Raw genomic sequence first — 15,615 nt, 5'->3', positions numbered from 1 at the left:
GCGCTGGCCATGGGCGCGCGGCTGGGGCTGGGCGCCGACGAGGTGATGGCCGAGGTGTTGCCTGGCGACAAGGCGGCCAAGGTGGCGGCGCTGAAGGCGGGTGGGCATACCGTGGTCATGGTTGGAGACGGCGTCAACGACGCCCCGGCGCTGGCGGCGGCCGATGTCGGTATGGCCATGGGCACGGGCACCGATGTGGCCATGCACGCAGCCGGCATCACGCTGATGCGCGGCGACGTGGCGCTGGTGGCCGGTGCCCTCGACATCTCGCACCGCACGGTCATGAAGATCCGCCAGAACCTGTTCTGGGCCTTTGCCTACAACGTGGCCGGTATCCCGCTGGCGGCGCTGGGTTTCCTGAGTCCGGTGGTGGCGGGTGCGGCGATGGCGCTGTCCAGCGTCAGTGTGATTTCCAACGCGTTGCTGCTCAAGCGCTGGCGGCTGCAGGGCCAGCGCAGGCCTTGACCTGGATCAACACGCAACCCCGGCGCCTGTGTGAAGCTGCAACCATGCCGCATTCGACCCTTCAAATCATCCGTGACGAACATGCTGCCGTGGCGGCCGTGCTGCGCTCGCTGTCAATGATGCTGGAGCGCGGTCCGGGCGACGAGCCCGAGCGCTTTTTTGACGTGCTGCGGGCCATGCTGTTTTACATCGACGAGTTCCCCGAGAAGCTGCACCACCCCAAGGAGTCGGACCTGCTGTTTCCGCGGATAGCACGTGCCGCGCCCGAGCTGATGCCCGTGATCCGGCGGCTGGAGTCCGACCACATGATGGGCGAGGGCAAGGTGCGCGAACTGCAGCACCTGCTGCTGGCCTGGGAGCTGATTGGCGAGTCGCGGCACGCCGCCTTTGCCGAGGCGGCGCAGGCCTATGCGAGTTTTTACCTGGACCACATGCGCACCGAAGAAACGCAGCTGCTGCCGGCCGCGCAAAAGGCACTGTCAGCGGACGACTGGACCCAGCTTGATGCTGCCTTCCAGCATGAACGCGACCCCCTCGCGGGCGGTGTGCGCGACCCGTGTTACGACCGGCTGTTCACGCGCATCGTGCTGACCGCACCCTCACCCATCGGTGTGGGACAGGCCTGAGCTCGGTTCCGGGTGTACACCCCGGCTGCGCACTGAATTTCAGGCGAAAAGCGCGTTGAGCCCTTGTCCAGTCTGCGCAATCAGCTATACATTCGATAGCGATAACGTTGGATAATCGGTGTAGCCTTTGGCTCCGCCGCCGTAAAAAGTGGCCTTGTCGGGCGTGTTCAGCGGCGCGCTCTCGCGCAGGCGGCGCACCAGGTCGGGGTTGGCGATGTAGGGCTTGCCGAAGGCGACCAGGTCGGCACCTTCCTGGACGGCGCGCCCGGCCAGGGTCTGGTCGTAACCGTTGTTGACCATCCATGCACCCTTGCCGCCCGCCGCGCGGTAGGCTGCCTTCAATGCCGTGTAGTCGAACGGGCGGTCCGGCAGTTCGCGCGGACCGCCGGTGGCGCCTTCGATGATGTGAAGGTAGGCCAGGTTCAGGCTGGCCAGTTGCCGGACCACGTAATCAAACAACGGCTGCGGATCGGCATCGAACGCGTCATTGGCCGGTGTCACGGGCGACAGGCGAATGCCGGTGCGGCCACCCCCGATGGCGCCGGTGACGGCACGCACCACCTCGAGCATCAGGCGGGCGCGGTTTTCAATGCTGCCGCCGTAGTCATCGGTGCGCTGGTTGGAGCCGCTCTTGAGGAACTGGTCAAGCAGGTAACCGTTGGCGCCGTGGATCTCCACGCCGTCGAAGCCCGCCGTTTCCACCGCGTTGCGCGCCGCGGCCTGGTAGGTATGCACGATGCCCGGCAGTTCGCCGGCGTCCAGCGCGCGCGGCTCGGAGGTCTCCACAAAGGTTGGCACGCCGTCCTTGATCAGCACGGTTTTGGTCTTGGCAGTGATGGCCGAAGGCGCCACCGGCTTGCCGCCATGGGGCTGCAACTCGTTGTGCGAGACGCGGCCCACGTGCCAGAGCTGCACCACGATCTTGCCGCCGGCCTTGTGCGCGGCGGCGGTGACTTTTTTCCAGCCATCGAGCTGCTCTGTGCCGTAGAGGCCCGGAACGTCGGCGTAGCCCTGGCCCTGGTGGCTGATGGCAGTGGCTTCGGTGACCAGCAGGCCGGCGCTGGCACGCTGGCTGTAGTACTCGGCCATGAGCGCCGTGGGAATGGCGTCGGGCGCGCGGTTGCGTGTGAGCGGCGCCATGACGATGCGGTTGGCAAGGTGCAGGTCGCCGACCTGGACGGGGTCGAACAAAGTAGGCATGAAAGGGCTCCGGTGAAAAAAGGACAACAGCCCGCAGTGTGGGCGGATATCGATTGGCTTGTGCAACACGGGCTGCTGGATTCGTGCTAGCAGCGATGGGGTATTTTGAACAAGTTACCGCAGCTTTGTGGTGTGTATCTTGATCTGGCCCAAGGAAGCGAACATTGGGCAGGGTGGCGCAGCAGGCTGCCCGGCAAAGCCCCTGCCATCGCCATCTGTACCGCAGGGCGCTCCGCCATGCAGGGACTCGCCACAATACGGGAATGGCAAAAATTTTCAAATGGGTGTTGGTTGCGGCGCTGGCCGCTGTGCTTTTGCTGGCCGGTGTGGCGCTGGTGCTGCAGGGCTGGGTCAGCAGCGACGGGTTCAGGCAGCGCATGGAGCGTGAGGCCACGGCCGTGCTGGGCCTGCCGGTGCAGCTGGGAGGTATCGAGGTGGCGCTGTGGCCGCTGCCTGCGGTGGCGCTGAACGGCGTGCGTGTGCAGACCAAGCCGCCCCTGACGCTGGCCCGCCTGGAACTGCGGCCGGGCTGGCTGGCGCTGCTGCGGGGCCGGCTGGAAATTGCCACACTGGTGTTGCGCGATGCGGTGCTGCCGCAGCAGGCCATCGATGCGCTGCTGCTGTCGCTACAAAAAAGGAAGCAGTCCACGTTCACTGGTCCTGGGCCGGAGGCTAAAAGGGCTCCAGATGCCGAGCCTGGCGATGCCGAAGTTGCCGTGACCGACTGGTTGCCGCGCCGCGCGCTGCTGCAGGGCGTGAGCTGGACCAATCTCAAGGGGGCCAGCACGACGATGGACGCCGAGCTGCGCCTGGGCGGCGACGGCCTGCTCGACGACGCGTCCCTCCACGTGGTCAAAGGCAACCTGCAGGGGCTGCGCGGCCGGCTGCAGCGCGAACAGGCCGGGCAATGGGCGCTGCGCATCGAGGTGGGCGGCGGCACGGTGGCGGGACGGATTGGCATGCAGGAGGGCGCGCCGGGTGCTCTGGCGCTGGTGCTGCAAGGCCAGCTGGAGACGCGGGGCGTCGAGGTTTCGGCGCTGACGGCGCCGAACCGGCCGCTCAGCGGCAAACTGGAGGCATCGACCACCCTCAAGGCCAGTGCAGCGACAACGGCCGGCCTGGTGGAGGCGCTGCGGACCGAAACAAGTTTCACGGTGAAGGACGCGGTGCTCAACGGCATGGACCTGGTGAAGGCGGTGCAGACCGTGGGCCTGAACCGCGGCGGGCAGACGCGGCTGGACACCCTGGCCGGGCAGGTCCAGTCGCAGGGCCGGGCAGCGCAGCTGAACAACCTGGTGGCGAGTTCGGGCGCGCTGAGCGCGACCGGCCAGGTGGCGGTGTCGGCCACGCAAGTGCTGAACGGGCGCATCAGCGTGAGCCTGGGCAGCACCGTGGGTGTGCCGCTGGTGGTGGGCGGCACACTGGCTGCGCCGGAAGTCACGCTGACCCGCGGCGCGTTGCTGGGCGCGGCCATCGGCACGGCCATGATGCCCGGGGTGGGTACCGGTGCCGGCATGGAACTGGGCGACCGCGCCGGTGAGCGCCTGAAGAAGCTTTTTGGCCGCTGAGGTGTTACCCGTGCTTAGCCGAAAAGGCTGGAAACCTCTGGTATTCGTGCGCTGTCAGCTATTGAAAATATAGCAATCAAGGGGTCTGGGTGTTGTCCTACAGCGGCATGGGTGGGCTGCTGATTCGTCCGGTAACACCTGCGACCTACGATTCCCGGATGCATGGATGGCGCGCGTCGAAGCGCTCGCTGCATTCGTGCGCCGCATTTTCCGGGAGAAACAAGATGTTGAAGTACGCCATTATTTTCGCGATCATTTCGCTGATTGCCGGTGCCCTGGGCTTCGGCGGCATCGCTGCGGGGACGGCGGGCATTGCCAAAATCCTGTTCGGCCTGTTCCTGATCCTGGCCGTTATTTTTGTAGTGTTGGCAGCCCTCGGGGTGGGTGCTGCCCGGAAAGTACTCAAGTAGATGCAGGCTGGCATTGTCTGGACAGATCATGGCATGGCTGAGCTGAAACCGTCCCGGCCGGATGGCCGTGCGGCAGAAGTGGAAGTGAAACGCAACGTGGGTCAGTGGGCCAGCATTGCGCAGCTGCTGTTGCTGGCGCGCCTGCGCGCGCGCAACCGCCGCGACCTCGCCGTGGACTCACTCGAGCGGGCGGCCCAGATGATGCTGGTCACCTGCAAAAACTGGTTTTCCCCGGCCCGCAAGAAGGAGGCTTTTCCTGAAGAGGAGCAGGCGAAGCCCCAAACACCGCTTCCCCACGCTTCATCCACTTCCATCAAGGGCCCTGATGCACATCGCGACGATTGATTGCCTGCTCGACTACGAGGTGGCGAGCCCCACCCATTTCTGCTTCAACATTGAGGCGGCCTTTCACGAGGCCCACCAGGTGGTGGAAGAGCGGCTGACCGTGACGCCCAGCGTCAAGGTGCGCCACTTCTGCGATGAACGCACCGGCACCCGCTTTTTCCGGCTGGACGCGCCGCGCGGCCAGCTGTCGGTGAACTACCATGCGCAGGTCGAGCTCCAACATGCGGGTATACCGCCGCACCTGGAGGAGGCGGCGGTCACGGCGCTGCCCGACGAGGTGCTGCATTACCTGATGCCGAGCCGCTATTGCGAGTCCGACGTGATGAGCCGTGCGGCGCAGCAGCTGTTCGGCCACATCTCGCCCGGCCTGTCGCGGGTGCAGGCCATTGAAAGCTGGATTCACGATTCCATCCAGTACCTGCCGGGCTTCAGCAATTCAACCACCACGGCGCAGGAGGTGTTTGTGCAGCGCGCCGGTGTTTGCCGCGATTTTGCGCACCTGGGCATCACGCTGTGCCGGGCGCTGAACATTCCCGCGCGCCTGGTGGTGGGCTATGTTTATTTTGACGAACCGCCGCAGGACTTTCACGCGGTGTTCGAAGCCTGGCTCGACGGCCGCTGGGTGCTGTTCGACGCGACCCACATGGCGCCGAACGACCGGCTGGTGCGTGTGGGCACCGGGCGCGATGCCAAGGATGTGGCCTTTGCCACGATATTCGGCAATGTGCAGATGCTGCGCAAGGAACTCATGGTGGACCAGGGCGACAAGCCTGCCGCCGACCAGGCTGTCGGCGAACAGCCGGTAGCGCCTTCCCTGGTGCCCGCCTAGGCGGGCTTGGCGGCTGCCGGCCCGGTGCCGCGCCTGAGTACGCCCAGGCCAAAGAGCGTGGCCGTGATGTACATGCTGGCGGAATAAATGGCCGCCGGCAGCGCGAGCTGGAAATTGTCCAGCACCGCCAGCGCAATAAAAATCGCCAGCGTGGAGTTGTGGATGCCGATTTCGTAGCTGATGGCGGTGGACATGGGCTTGTCCAGGCCGGCAGCGCGCGAGAGGTAGTACCCGGCCAGCAAGCTCACCAGGTTGAACGCAACCACGGCCGGGCCGATCGATGCAAAGCTCGTGCTCAGTGCCTGCCATTCTTTTGCGAGCGCACCGATGGCCACCACGGCCAGCACCAGGGCGCTGAAGACCTTCATCGGCTTTTCCGAGCGCGCGGCAAAGCCGGGCTTCCAGGTGCGCACACACATGCCGACGAACACGGGAATCAGCACGATGGCAATCACCTCCACCACCTTGCCGAACTGCAGCGGCACCATCTGGCCGGTGCCGGCGAAGTGGCTGATGGCCCAATTGGCAATGAGCGGCAGGGTGACGATGGACAGCACGGTGTTGATGGCCGTCAGCGAGATGTTCATGGCCACATTGCCGCCGAACAGGTGGCTGAACAGGTTGGCCGAAATGCCGCCGGGTGAAGCCGCCAGCAGCATCAGGCCCACGGCAAACAGCGGCGGCACCTTGAGGAGCACGATCAGCCCGTAACAGGCCAGCGGCAGCACCACGATTTGCAGCAGCAGCGCAATCACCACGGCCTTGGGGTGTTTGAAAAGGCGTGTGAAGTCCTGCGTGCCCAGCGACAGGCCCAGGCCGAACATGACCAGCGCCAGCGCGGCCACCAGCAGCTGGGTCACGACGGGTGAGCCGGTCATGCGGATGCCTCCGTGTGGCTCATGACTTGTAGCTTTCGTCGAGCCGGTCCAGCTTCCTGATCAATGCCGGCCAGGCAAAGGCGCCACCGAGGCCGCTGGTCTGCACCCGCATGGCCTCGGCCACGCCCTTGACGATTTGCGGATGGACTTCAATGAGTTCGCCGCCGGCCTGGGCATCGAGCTGGATGCGGCAGGTGTTCTCGAAGGTGTACATGGAAAGAAAAGCGTCGGCAATCGTCTTGCCGACCACCAGCAGGCCGTGGTTGCGCAGCATCAGGAAGTTGGCCTTGCCCAGGTCGGCCTGCAGGCGCGGCTTTTCGTCGTCGCGGAAGGCCACGCCTTCGTACGCGTGGTAAGCCAGTGATCCCAGCACAAAGGTGGACTGCTGGCTGATGGGCAACACGCCGCATTTCTGCGCGCTGACGGCGACGCCCGCGCGGGTATGGGTGTGCAGCACGCAGCCGGCGTCGCTTCTGGCTTCATGCACGGCGCTGTGGATCACAAAGCCGGCGGGGTTTACCGGGAAGGCCGAGTCGATGACCTTGTTGCACTGGTCGTCCACCTTGACCAGGCTGGAAGCCGTGATCTCGTCGAACATCAGGCCATAGGGGTTGATCAGGAAGTGGTGCGCGCCGGCGCCGCTGACGGACTCGGGCAGCTTGGCGCTGATGTGGGTGAACACCAGGTCGCTCCAGCCGTAAAGGGCTGCCAGCCGGTAACAGGCGGCGAGGTCGCAGCGCAATTGCCATTCTTCGGCGCTGACGACTTCTTTCAGTGAGGGGATGTGCATGGTTTGTCTCCTGGACAGGTGTTAAAAAAAAACGGGCTTGATGCACGATACGTAAGAGCTTGACGGACAACTGTCAAAAATTTGACAATTGGCGCTGTGAATGTACTTCCCGGGACACGGCCCCCTTCCCCGTCTTCTTCCAGCGCGAGCGCGGCCGACGCCTTGTTGCTACGCATGTCGGCCAACCCCTGGTTTGGCGCGCTGCGGCTGGCTGACCGGCAAGTGCTGCTGGGTGCGGCGGAGCTGTTGCGCCTGCGGCCCGGGGAAATGCTGTTTCGCCAGGGGGACGCACCCGGCGGGTTTTACGGCCTGCTCAGCGGCACGCTGAAGATCTCTTCGTTGCGCGAGGATGGACGGGAAGCGATTTTCGTGGTGCTGGAAGCCGGCAACTGGATGGGCGAGATCTCGCTGATGGACCACCAGCCGCGCACCCACGATGCCACCGCCCTGGGCCCCGTCGAGGTGCTGGTGGTGCCGCAGCCGGTGTTCACCGCGCTGATGGACGAAGCGCCTTTTGCGCGCGCGGTGGCCGCCATGCTGGCCGCGCGCGTGCGTTCACTGTACGGCCTGGTGGAAGATGCAGCGCTGCGGTCCACCCGGGCGCGCGTGGCGCGGCGCCTGCTATTGCTGGCGCGGGGCGATGTCACCATGGCGGCCGATGACCGGCCGGTGGTGCCGGTGTCGCAGGAAGCCCTGGCCATGATGCTGGGCATCACGCGGCAGACCTTGTCGAAGGAGTTGAAAGCCCTGGCGGCGCTGGGTGCAGTGGAGCTGCGCTACCGGCGCATCGTGATTGCGTCGGGCGCGCGGTTGAAGGCCTTGAGCGATCCTTCGCGCTGACAGAGTGTCATCAAGGACGCTATCAAAAAGGAAGCTGTTGGCGCCCGTGTCTATTGGGTCGGAGCCCGATTTTTTTCAATGTCAATGCTGCAGGGGCTGTACCACGGTGCGCAGAAGCGGCGACTGCCTGAACGCGCTGGGGCTCAGACCGGTGTGTTCGCGGAACACGCGGCTGAAATGCGAGAGGTTGTTGAAGCCCCAGGACAGCGCAATGTCGGTGATGGGGCTGGCCTGCGGGCCGGTTTGCTGCAGTTCGCGGATGCAGGCTTGCAGCCGCAGATGCAGGATGTAGCTGGCCAGGGTCTCTTCTTCACCGGTAAAGGCGTTGTGCAGGTGGCGCTTGCTGCAGTTCAGCGCATGGGCAATCTGCTCGATGTTGAGCCCCGGGTCGCGCAGCCGTCCTGCCACATAGGCGCGAATGCGGTCCTTCAGGGCTTCGCGCTGGGTCACGGCGGTTTCCTGCCCGCTCAGCTCGATCAGCGAGAGGCGCACCAACTGGGCGATCAACTCGCCAGCGCCACGGGCGGCGGCGGCACTCATGTTGGGCAGCTCCTGGTAGGTGCTGCGCATGGTGGTCAGGGCCACGCGCGAAATGCCGCTGGCCCCGCCCACATGGCGCGCCATCAGGTTTTCCAATGCCAGGCCGCGTTCGATGAGCTGGGCTTTCGGCACCATGACGATCAGGTGTTCCACGCGTTCGGGGTTGTCCACGGCGTAAGAGCCTGTGGTGTCGTAAATGGTCCAGGCGCCGGGACTGACCCAGGCGCGCCGCCCCATCTGCTCGACGCCGGCGCGGCCCTGCATGGGCGCCACGATCTTGAAGTAACCGGTGTCGCTGGCGCGTGCCATGTCGGCGGTTCGCACCACGCGGTGGCGGTTTGCCTCGAGTTTGGTCAGGATGACATCACCGGCCTGGCCGGCGGCCATGTGGCCGTCAAAGTCGGTGTCGCCGTACAGATCTGACTGCAGGCCGCCGAAGTGCTTCCAGATCCATTCACGCCATACCGGTGCGCGTTCGCGCGGGGCGAAATTATCGGTGGATACCACTGTGGCCGCAGTCATATTTGTCTCCAGTTCTTCGGGGCTTGGAGCGCAGGTGCGCTGCGCCGGGCCGCCCCAAGCAAGCACAGCCCCCTCGGGGGGAGCGAAGTACGCGAAGCGACAAGCGTGGGGGCCCTCCCCCGTGGAAAAGATTATGGGCGTTGTGCCCTGTCCTGTCGGGCTTTCAGGTCAAGGGTTAACCCCGATCGGCGTGCGCTCTGCGTCAACTGCTTTGTGCGCGCTGAGCAAAGCGTACGGCCTGGTGGCTGCCTATCATGCGGATTCCAACAGCCCTTCAGGGCGACCACACAGGAGACAACATGGTCCAGCCATCCAAGCGTCAATTGCTCAAGGGCGCCGCAGCCGCCGTCGGCGCAGCTGCTTTTGCGCCCTCCCTTTTTGCCCAGGCGAGCCCTGTGCGCATCGGTTACGCCATCGCCCGCACCGGCCCGTGGACCGGCGGCGCGCAGGTCAGCCAGGAGCCCAACTACCTGCTGTGGGCCGAGCAGCAGAACGCGGCTGGCGGCCTGGACGTCAAGGGCACGAAACGCCCGATCGAGCTGATCAGCTCCGACGACCGCAGCGACATCGAGACCTGCGTGCGTTCGTATGAAAAACTGATGGGCAGCGACAAGGTCGACTTGATCCTGCCGCCTTGGGGCTCGAACGCCAATTTTGCGATTGCGCCACTGGCCAACCGCATGGGTTACCCGGTGCTGGCGCCGACGGCGCTGTCGCGCAAGCTGGTCGAGCTGAAGCTGCCGAACTTCTTTTTGCTGCTGCAGCAGCCCGACCGCATGGTCGGCGCGCTGGTCGACATGCTGGTGGCCAATGGCGTGAAGACGGTGGCCGTCATTTATGTGGACGACCTGTTCGGCCTGGAGAATTTCTCGGCGCTCAAGGTGGCGCTGCGCAGCACCAGCATCCAGGTGGTGGAAGAAAAAAGCTACCCCGGCGACATCAAGGACCTGTCGCCGGTGCTGCGCTCCATCAAGGACAAGAACCCGGAAGCCTTCATCGGCCTGAGCTACCCGCCCGACACCATCCTGGCGAGCAAGCAATCCAAGGAAATCGGTTTCAACCCGAGGTTTTATTACGCCTCGGTGGGCACCGCCTTCCAGCTGTACCGCAACGTGATGACACCGGCCGGCGCCGAAGGCGTGCTCGGCATGGGCTCGTGGAACAGCAAGACCAGTCCGGCCGCCAAGGCCTACTTCGATGCGCACACGAAGAAGTTCGGCGGTAAGGAGCCGGACCGCTGGGCGAGCGGCCACTGCTGGGCCGGCCTGGAGATCCTGCAGGCGGCCGTGGCCAAGTCCGGTCTGGACCGCAAGGCGATCCGCGACTACATTGCCGGCAATACGCACAAGACCATCATCGGCGACATCAAGTTCACCGGCAGTGAAAACACGTCCACACCAGGCACCGTCAGCCAGTGGCAAAACGGCGAGTTCGAGGTGGTGTGGCCGCAGAAGGTGGCCACCGCCAAGCTCAGCCTCGTCAAGCCCGCCTGGAAATAACCCCTCTCTCCCCGAAGCGCCTTCGGCACCTCCCCCGCTAGGGGGCGACATCTGCGGCCCGGCAAAGCCGGTTCCGTGGTGTCCCTGAAACAGAGACCCATGTCACTTTTTTCCTGGCTTGAACTGATTGCCTCCGGGCTCATCACCGGTGGCATCTACGCGCTGGTGGCACTCGGGCTGAACCTGCAGTACGGGCTGATGCGCATCCTGAACATCGCGCACGGCGAGTTCCTGATGCTGGGCGCCTACCTGACCTGGATGGCGCACACCACGCTGGGCATCTCGCCGCTGCTGATGGTGCCGGTGTCCTTTCTGGCGCTGATGGCGCTGGGCCTGGTGATCCACAAGCTGTGTTTCCGACGCTTGACCGTCACGTCGCCGAACCTCGACATCTTCGAGGCGCGCGGGCTGATGGTGGCGTTCGGCCTGATGTTCCTGGTGCAGAACTTCGCCTCCTTCATGTGGGGCGGCGATTTGCGCGGCTACGACTACCTGGCCGAGCCGGTGAAGATCGGCGAGGCGCAGTTTGCCGGCAACAAGCTGCTGGTGTTCGGCCTGGCGCTGCTGTTCAGTGGCGCGCTGATAACGCTGCTGCGCTTCACCCTGCTGGGCAAGGGCGTGCGTGCGCTGATGCAGTCGCCGACCGGTGCGCAGCTGGTGGGTATAGACACGCAGCGCCTGCACCCGCTGATGTTCGGCATCGGCCTGGGACTGTCGGGCGTGGCCGGCTGCCTGCTGTCCATGGCCTACACCATCACGCCTTCGATGGGCGAGCCCTACACGGTGACCGCGCTCATCGTGATCACGCTGGGCGGTTTCGGCAGCATGAGCGGCGCACTGGCCGGCGGCCTGCTGCTGGGTGTGGTGGAAGCGCTGGGCATGCATTTCACGAATCCTTCGCTGAAGGCGCTGCTGTCGTACAGCGTGTTTATTGCGGTGTTGTTGTTGCGTCCGCGCGGCCTGTTTGCCAAATAAAGAAAACGAATGAAAGACAAACAGATTCTTGTGCGCGACCTGCTGCTGCTGCTGGCCTTTGCCGGCTGGGCGCTGGCGCTGCCGCATTACGGCAGCGAGTTCGTCGTCTCGATGGCGCTGACCTGCCTGATGTATGTGGCGCTGTCCTCGAGCTGGGGCCTGTTCTGCGGCAGCACGCGTTACCTGTCGCTGGCGACCTCCGCCTTTTTCGGCATCGGCGCCTACACCAGCGCGATTGCGCTGGAAAAAATGGCCTGGCTCGAGTCAATTGCACTGGGCGCCGGCATTGCCGCCGTGGTCGCCGTGGTCATGGGGGCGGCTGTGCTGCATCTGCGCGGCACCTATTTTGCCGTGCTGACCTTCGGCATGACCGAACTGATCCGCCATGCCGTGACCTATTTTGAAAAGAAGGTTACCGGTACCGTGGGCCGGGTGCTGACGGTGGTGCCAGACCGCGACACGATTTACCTCACGGTGCTCGCACTCGCCGTGGCGGCGGTGCTGGTGTCCATCATCGTGCGGCGCAGCCGCTTCGGGCTGGCGCTCATGGGCATAGGTGCGGACGAGCAGCGTGCGCAGACCCTGGGCGTGAACACGCGGCTGATCAAGGTGGCCGGCTTTGCGATGACGGCCGCGTTTGCTGGCGCCGTGGGCGCGGCCATGGCGGTGCGTTGGACCTATATCGACCCGCACACGGTATTTAATCCCTTCATCGGTTTCCAGACGGTGCTGATCGCGCTGATCGGCGGCGCGGTCACGCTGTGGGGCCCGCTGATCGCCGCCATTGTGTTCAGCGTGCTGGCCGAGACCCTGCGCCTGCAGGCGCCGCAGGTCTACATGATGTCGCTGGGCCTGTTGCTGATCCTGAGTGTGCTCTACCTGCCGGGTGGGCTGGCCTCACTGCGCCGGTCGACCGTCAGCGGCTGGTGGCGGGACAGCCGCGGCTGGGTGCGCGGCCTGAACAGCAGGGAGCGCAAGAATGGCTGAGTTGCTGCTGCAGGCGCGTGACATCAGCGTGCGTTTTGGCGGGCTGACCGCGGTCGATGCCGTCAGCGCCGACTTCCATGCCGGTGAACTGGTCGGCATCATCGGCCCCAACGGTGCCGGCAAGACCACTTTTTTCAATGCGATTTCGGGCGTGATCGCGCCGACCTCCGGGCAGTTAATGGTCGTCGGCCGCAACCTCAGCGGCCAGGGCCCGCACCGTTATGCCGCCGCCGGCATTGCGCGCACCTTCCAGACGCCGCGCGTGTTTCCCGACATGCCGGTCGAAGCCAACATCGGTTTCGGGCTGAAGTTTGCCGGACGGACGCGCCAGGGCTCCTGGCTCCTGCGCGACGAAACCAGCATTCTCGAACTGATCGGCTTGCGTGAACAAGCCGCATTGCCCGCAGGCGCCATCACGCCTTCACAGCAGCGCTTGCTCGAAGTCGGCATGGCGCTGGCCACGCGGCCGCGCCTGCTGCTGCTCGACGAGGTGGCGGCCGGCCTGACCGAGGCCGAGATCGAAAACATGGCGCAGCTGATACGCCGCATGCGCGACGAGCTGGACCTGAGCGTGGTGTGGATCGAACACGCGGTGACCACGTTGCTGCGCCATGTGGAGCGCGTGATCGTGCTGCACCAGGGCCGCAAGATTGCCGACGGCACGCCGGCCGAGGTGGTGCGCAATGAAGAGGTGATCGAAGCCTACCTCGGTGATGAGATGGAGCAAGCCGCATGATGTGGTATGCCCCCACGCCCTTTGTGCTGGATACGTCCAGCCATGCACACCTGAAAGTCCAGGGCCTGAGCGCCGGTTACGGCGCCTTCTTGGTGCTGCGCGATCTGACGCTCGAAGTCAAACCCGGCCTGACCGTCATCCTCGGGCCCAACGGCGCCGGCAAGACGACCCTGCTCAAGGCGCTGTCCGGCCTGATTCCGCGCGGCGGCGAGGTGCTGCTCAATGGCGAAGCGCTGCCCGAAAAAACCAGTGACATCGTCAAGGGCGGTATGGCTTTGGTACCGGAAGGCCGGCAGTTGTTTCCCCAGATGACGGTGACTGAAAACCTCGAGCTCGGCGGCTGGCTGATGGTCAAGGCCGAACGCGCACGGCGCCTGGAGCAGGCCTTCAACGATTTTCCCAAGCTGCGCGAACGCGCCCAGCAGCTGGCTGGCACCATGAGCGGCGGCGAGCAGCAGATGGTGGCGGTGGCGCGCGCCATGATGAGTGCACCGCGCCTGCTGATGCTGGACGAACCCTCGCTGGGCCTGGCGCCGCGCATGGTCGACGAGCTGCTGGCGATCACGCGCCGCATTGCCGACAGCGGCACCACGGTGCTGATGGTCGAGCAGAACGTGAAGAAGGCGCTGGCCGTGGCCGACCGCGGTTATGTGCTGGAGCGCGGCACGCTGGTGGCCAGCGGGCCGGCCGCGCTGCTGGCGCGTTCGACCGTGATCCGCGAAGCCTATCTCGGTGCCGGTGCCGCCGGGGCCACCACAGCCACAAGTGCTGCGAAAACCACCGTTCAGGCTGAGCCTGAACGGGTCCTGTAATTCTCAAGGAGTATTTCCATGTCTGACATGTCCATGCTGATCAACGGCCTCAAGGTCACCGCTGAAAAAGGCGCCACCTTTGAGCGCCGCAACCCGCTCGACGGCAGCGTCGCTACCCGCGCACCGGCGGCCTCGCCGGCCGATGCGGTGATGGCGGTGGAAGCCGCTGCCGAAGCCTTCAAGACCTGGAGCGAAACCGGACCGAGCGCACGCCGCGCGCTGCTGCTCAAGGCCGCCGATGCGCTGGAGGCGAAGACGCCGCAGTTCATCGAAGCCGTGGCCGCCGAGACCGGCGCGTCCGGCATGTGGGCCGGCTTCAATGTGATGCTGGCCGCCGGCATGATCCGCGAGGCGGCCTCGCTGACCACGCAGATCAGCGGTGAAGTGATTCCGTCCGACGTGCCCGGCAGCCTGGCCATGGGTGTGCGCCAGCCGGCGGGTGTGGTGCTCGGCATCGCGCCGTGGAACGCGCCCATCATTCTCGGGGTGCGCGCGATTGCGACGCCGCTGGCCTGCGGCAATACGGTGATCTTCAAGGGCTCGGAGAACTGCCCGCGCACCCACCAGCTGATCGTGGAGGCTTTCGCTGACGCCGGCTTTCCGCCCGGTGTCGTCAACTACATCACCAACGCCCCGGCCGATGCAGGCATGGTGGTCGAGGCCATGGTGGCCCACCCCGCGGTGCGACGCGTCAACTTCACCGGCTCCACCAAGGTCGGCAAGATCATCGCGATGACCTGCGCGAAGTACCTCAAGCCGGTGGTGCTGGAGCTTGGCGGCAAGGCGCCGCTGGTGATCCTCGACGACGCCAACATCGACGACGCGGTCAACGCCGCCGCCTTCGGCAGCTTTGCCAACAGCGGGCAGATCTGCATGTCCACCGAACGCATCATCGTGGACCAGAAAGTGGCCGACGCCTTTGTCAAGAAGTTCGCAGCCAAGGCCGGCGCCTTGCCGGTAGGCGACCCGCGCAAGCCCGAGCCGGTGGTGCTTGGTTCGGTCATCGGTATGGGCACCGTGGAGCATTGCAATGCGCTGATCGACGACGCGCTCGCCAAGGGCGCGAAGCTGGTCTGCGGCGGCAAGGCCGAAAACACACTGATGCCCGCGACCGTGCTGGACCATGTGACGCCGGCCATGCGCATTTACCACGAGGAAACTTTTGGCCCGGTCAAATGTGTGGTGCGCGTGAGCGGCGTCGAGGAAGCCGTGGCCTGCGCGAATGACAACGCCTACGGCCTGTCGGCCGCGGTGTTCGGCGGTGACATGGCACGTGCCTTCAACGTGGCCAGGCGTATCGACTCCGGCATCTGTCACGTCAACGGCCCGACGGTGCATGACGAGGCGCAGATGCCTTTTGGTGGCGTGAAGGGTAGTGGGATCGGGCGCTTTGGTGGCAAAGCGGGTGTGGCTGAGTTCACTGAGCTGCGGTGGATCACGATTCAGACTACGCCGCGGCACTATCCGTTCTGACGGTCATCCCGGCTTGATCCGGGATCCATGTTTGCAAACTACTTCAGCGCTTCGTTAGTTGGTAGTGCGCCTGCTTGCCGGGGGTTGCCCGGCGGCAACTCACTTTCTTTTTGCGTCGCC

At 65.1% G+C, this 15,615-nt stretch carries 17 protein-coding genes; 13 read left to right on the top strand and 4 right to left on the bottom strand.

All coding sequences use genetic code 11. From position 1 onward, the window contains the following. Together WA904_RS00470 and WA904_RS00465 are read left to right on the top strand one after the other, a co-directional pair. Positions 1 to 465, top strand: a 465-nt coding sequence (locus WA904_RS00470; protein WP_425195168.1) for an HAD-IC family P-type ATPase, incomplete at its 5' end; no start/stop codon positions are given. Positions 466 to 509: 44 nt separating this feature from the next. Beyond that, a complete protein-coding gene (locus WA904_RS00465; protein WP_425195167.1) occupies positions 510 to 1,091 on the top strand; it encodes a hemerythrin domain-containing protein in 582 nt (193 codons plus the stop codon). A gap of 84 nt (positions 1,092 to 1,175) precedes the next feature. Here the strand turns inward: WA904_RS00465 and WA904_RS00460 are convergent, their stop codons facing one another. Then, entirely contained in the window at positions 1,176 to 2,291 is a 1,116-nt protein-coding gene (locus WA904_RS00460) for an alkene reductase (protein ID WP_425195166.1), read from the bottom strand. Positions 2,292 to 2,554: 263 nt separating this feature from the next. Between WA904_RS00460 and WA904_RS00455 the strand changes: the two genes are divergently transcribed. From WA904_RS00455 to WA904_RS00440, 4 genes are all read left to right on the top strand, one after another. Beyond that, positions 2,555 to 3,859 (top strand): hypothetical protein, encoded by a 1,305-nt coding sequence (locus WA904_RS00455; RefSeq protein WP_425195165.1) that lies wholly within the window; start codon positions 2,555 to 2,557, stop codon positions 3,857 to 3,859. Between the two features lie 224 nt (positions 3,860 to 4,083). Continuing rightward, the gene (locus WA904_RS00450; protein ID WP_425195169.1) at positions 4,084 to 4,269 is read left to right on the top strand and encodes a DUF1328 domain-containing protein; all 186 of its coding nucleotides are present in this window, start codon (positions 4,084 to 4,086) and stop codon (positions 4,267 to 4,269) included. A 33-nt stretch (positions 4,270 to 4,302) separates the two neighbouring features. Beyond that, positions 4,303 to 4,614, top strand: a complete 312-nt coding sequence (locus tag WA904_RS00445) for a hypothetical protein (RefSeq protein WP_425195164.1) — start codon at positions 4,303 to 4,305, stop codon at positions 4,612 to 4,614. After that, a complete protein-coding gene (locus WA904_RS00440) occupies positions 4,595 to 5,443 on the top strand; it encodes a transglutaminase-like domain-containing protein (protein WP_425195163.1) in 849 nt (282 codons plus the stop codon). The genes WA904_RS00445 and WA904_RS00440 overlap by 20 nt, the downstream gene beginning before the upstream one ends. Here the strand turns inward: WA904_RS00440 and WA904_RS00435 are convergent. Next, a complete protein-coding gene (locus WA904_RS00435; RefSeq protein ID WP_425195162.1) occupies positions 5,440 to 6,321 on the bottom strand; it encodes a bile acid:sodium symporter family protein in 882 nt (293 codons plus the stop codon). The genes WA904_RS00440 and WA904_RS00435 overlap by 4 nt on opposite strands. 19 nt (positions 6,322 to 6,340) lie before the next feature. Then, the gene (locus WA904_RS00430; protein WP_425195161.1) at positions 6,341 to 7,111 is read right to left on the bottom strand and encodes a class II aldolase/adducin family protein; all 771 of its coding nucleotides are present in this window, start codon (positions 7,109 to 7,111) and stop codon (positions 6,341 to 6,343) included. Between the two features lie 174 nt (positions 7,112 to 7,285). On the opposite strand from WA904_RS00430, the gene WA904_RS00425 reads away from it, so the two are divergent. Beyond that, positions 7,286 to 7,951: a Crp/Fnr family transcriptional regulator gene (locus WA904_RS00425; RefSeq protein WP_077593708.1), complete on the top strand. Its 666-nt coding sequence runs from the start codon at positions 7,286 to 7,288 to the stop codon at positions 7,949 to 7,951. A gap of 81 nt (positions 7,952 to 8,032) precedes the next feature. Here the strand turns inward: WA904_RS00425 and WA904_RS00420 are convergent, their stop codons facing one another. Continuing rightward, entirely contained in the window at positions 8,033 to 9,013 is a 981-nt protein-coding gene (locus tag WA904_RS00420) for a helix-turn-helix domain-containing protein (protein WP_425195160.1), read from the bottom strand. Between the two features lie 299 nt (positions 9,014 to 9,312). On the opposite strand from WA904_RS00420, the gene WA904_RS00415 reads away from it, so the two are divergent. The 6 genes from WA904_RS00415 (at position 9,313) to WA904_RS00390 (ending at position 15,495) form a co-directional block, all read left to right on the top strand. Further along, positions 9,313 to 10,512, top strand: a complete 1,200-nt coding sequence (locus tag WA904_RS00415) for an amino acid ABC transporter substrate-binding protein (protein ID WP_425195159.1) — start codon at positions 9,313 to 9,315, stop codon at positions 10,510 to 10,512. 99 nt (positions 10,513 to 10,611) lie between these two features. Continuing rightward, complete coding sequence (locus WA904_RS00410; RefSeq protein ID WP_425195158.1) at positions 10,612 to 11,487, top strand: branched-chain amino acid ABC transporter permease; 876 nt, start codon at positions 10,612 to 10,614, stop codon at positions 11,485 to 11,487. A 9-nt stretch (positions 11,488 to 11,496) separates the two neighbouring features. After that, positions 11,497 to 12,474 (top strand): branched-chain amino acid ABC transporter permease, encoded by a 978-nt coding sequence (locus tag WA904_RS00405; protein WP_425195157.1) that lies wholly within the window; start codon positions 11,497 to 11,499, stop codon positions 12,472 to 12,474. Next, positions 12,467 to 13,210 carry an ABC transporter ATP-binding protein gene (locus WA904_RS00400; protein WP_425195156.1) on the top strand — a complete coding sequence of 248 codons (744 nt, stop codon included), beginning with the start codon at positions 12,467 to 12,469 and terminating at the stop codon, positions 13,208 to 13,210. The genes WA904_RS00405 and WA904_RS00400 overlap by 8 nt, the downstream gene beginning before the upstream one ends. Beyond that, complete coding sequence (locus tag WA904_RS00395) at positions 13,207 to 14,022, top strand: ABC transporter ATP-binding protein (protein WP_425195155.1); 816 nt, start codon at positions 13,207 to 13,209, stop codon at positions 14,020 to 14,022. Before WA904_RS00400 ends, WA904_RS00395 begins: the two co-directional genes overlap by 4 nt. Before the next feature lie 18 nt (positions 14,023 to 14,040). Continuing rightward, entirely contained in the window at positions 14,041 to 15,495 is a 1,455-nt protein-coding gene (locus WA904_RS00390) for an aldehyde dehydrogenase (protein ID WP_425195154.1), read from the top strand. Positions 15,496 to 15,615 lie beyond the last annotated feature (120 nt).

It is taken from the genome of Polaromonas sp. (genome assembly GCF_049790275.1).
Classification (GTDB): Bacteria; Pseudomonadota; Gammaproteobacteria; order Burkholderiales; family Burkholderiaceae_C; genus Polaromonas.
This window is presented reverse-complemented; position numbering and strand designations above follow the sequence as displayed.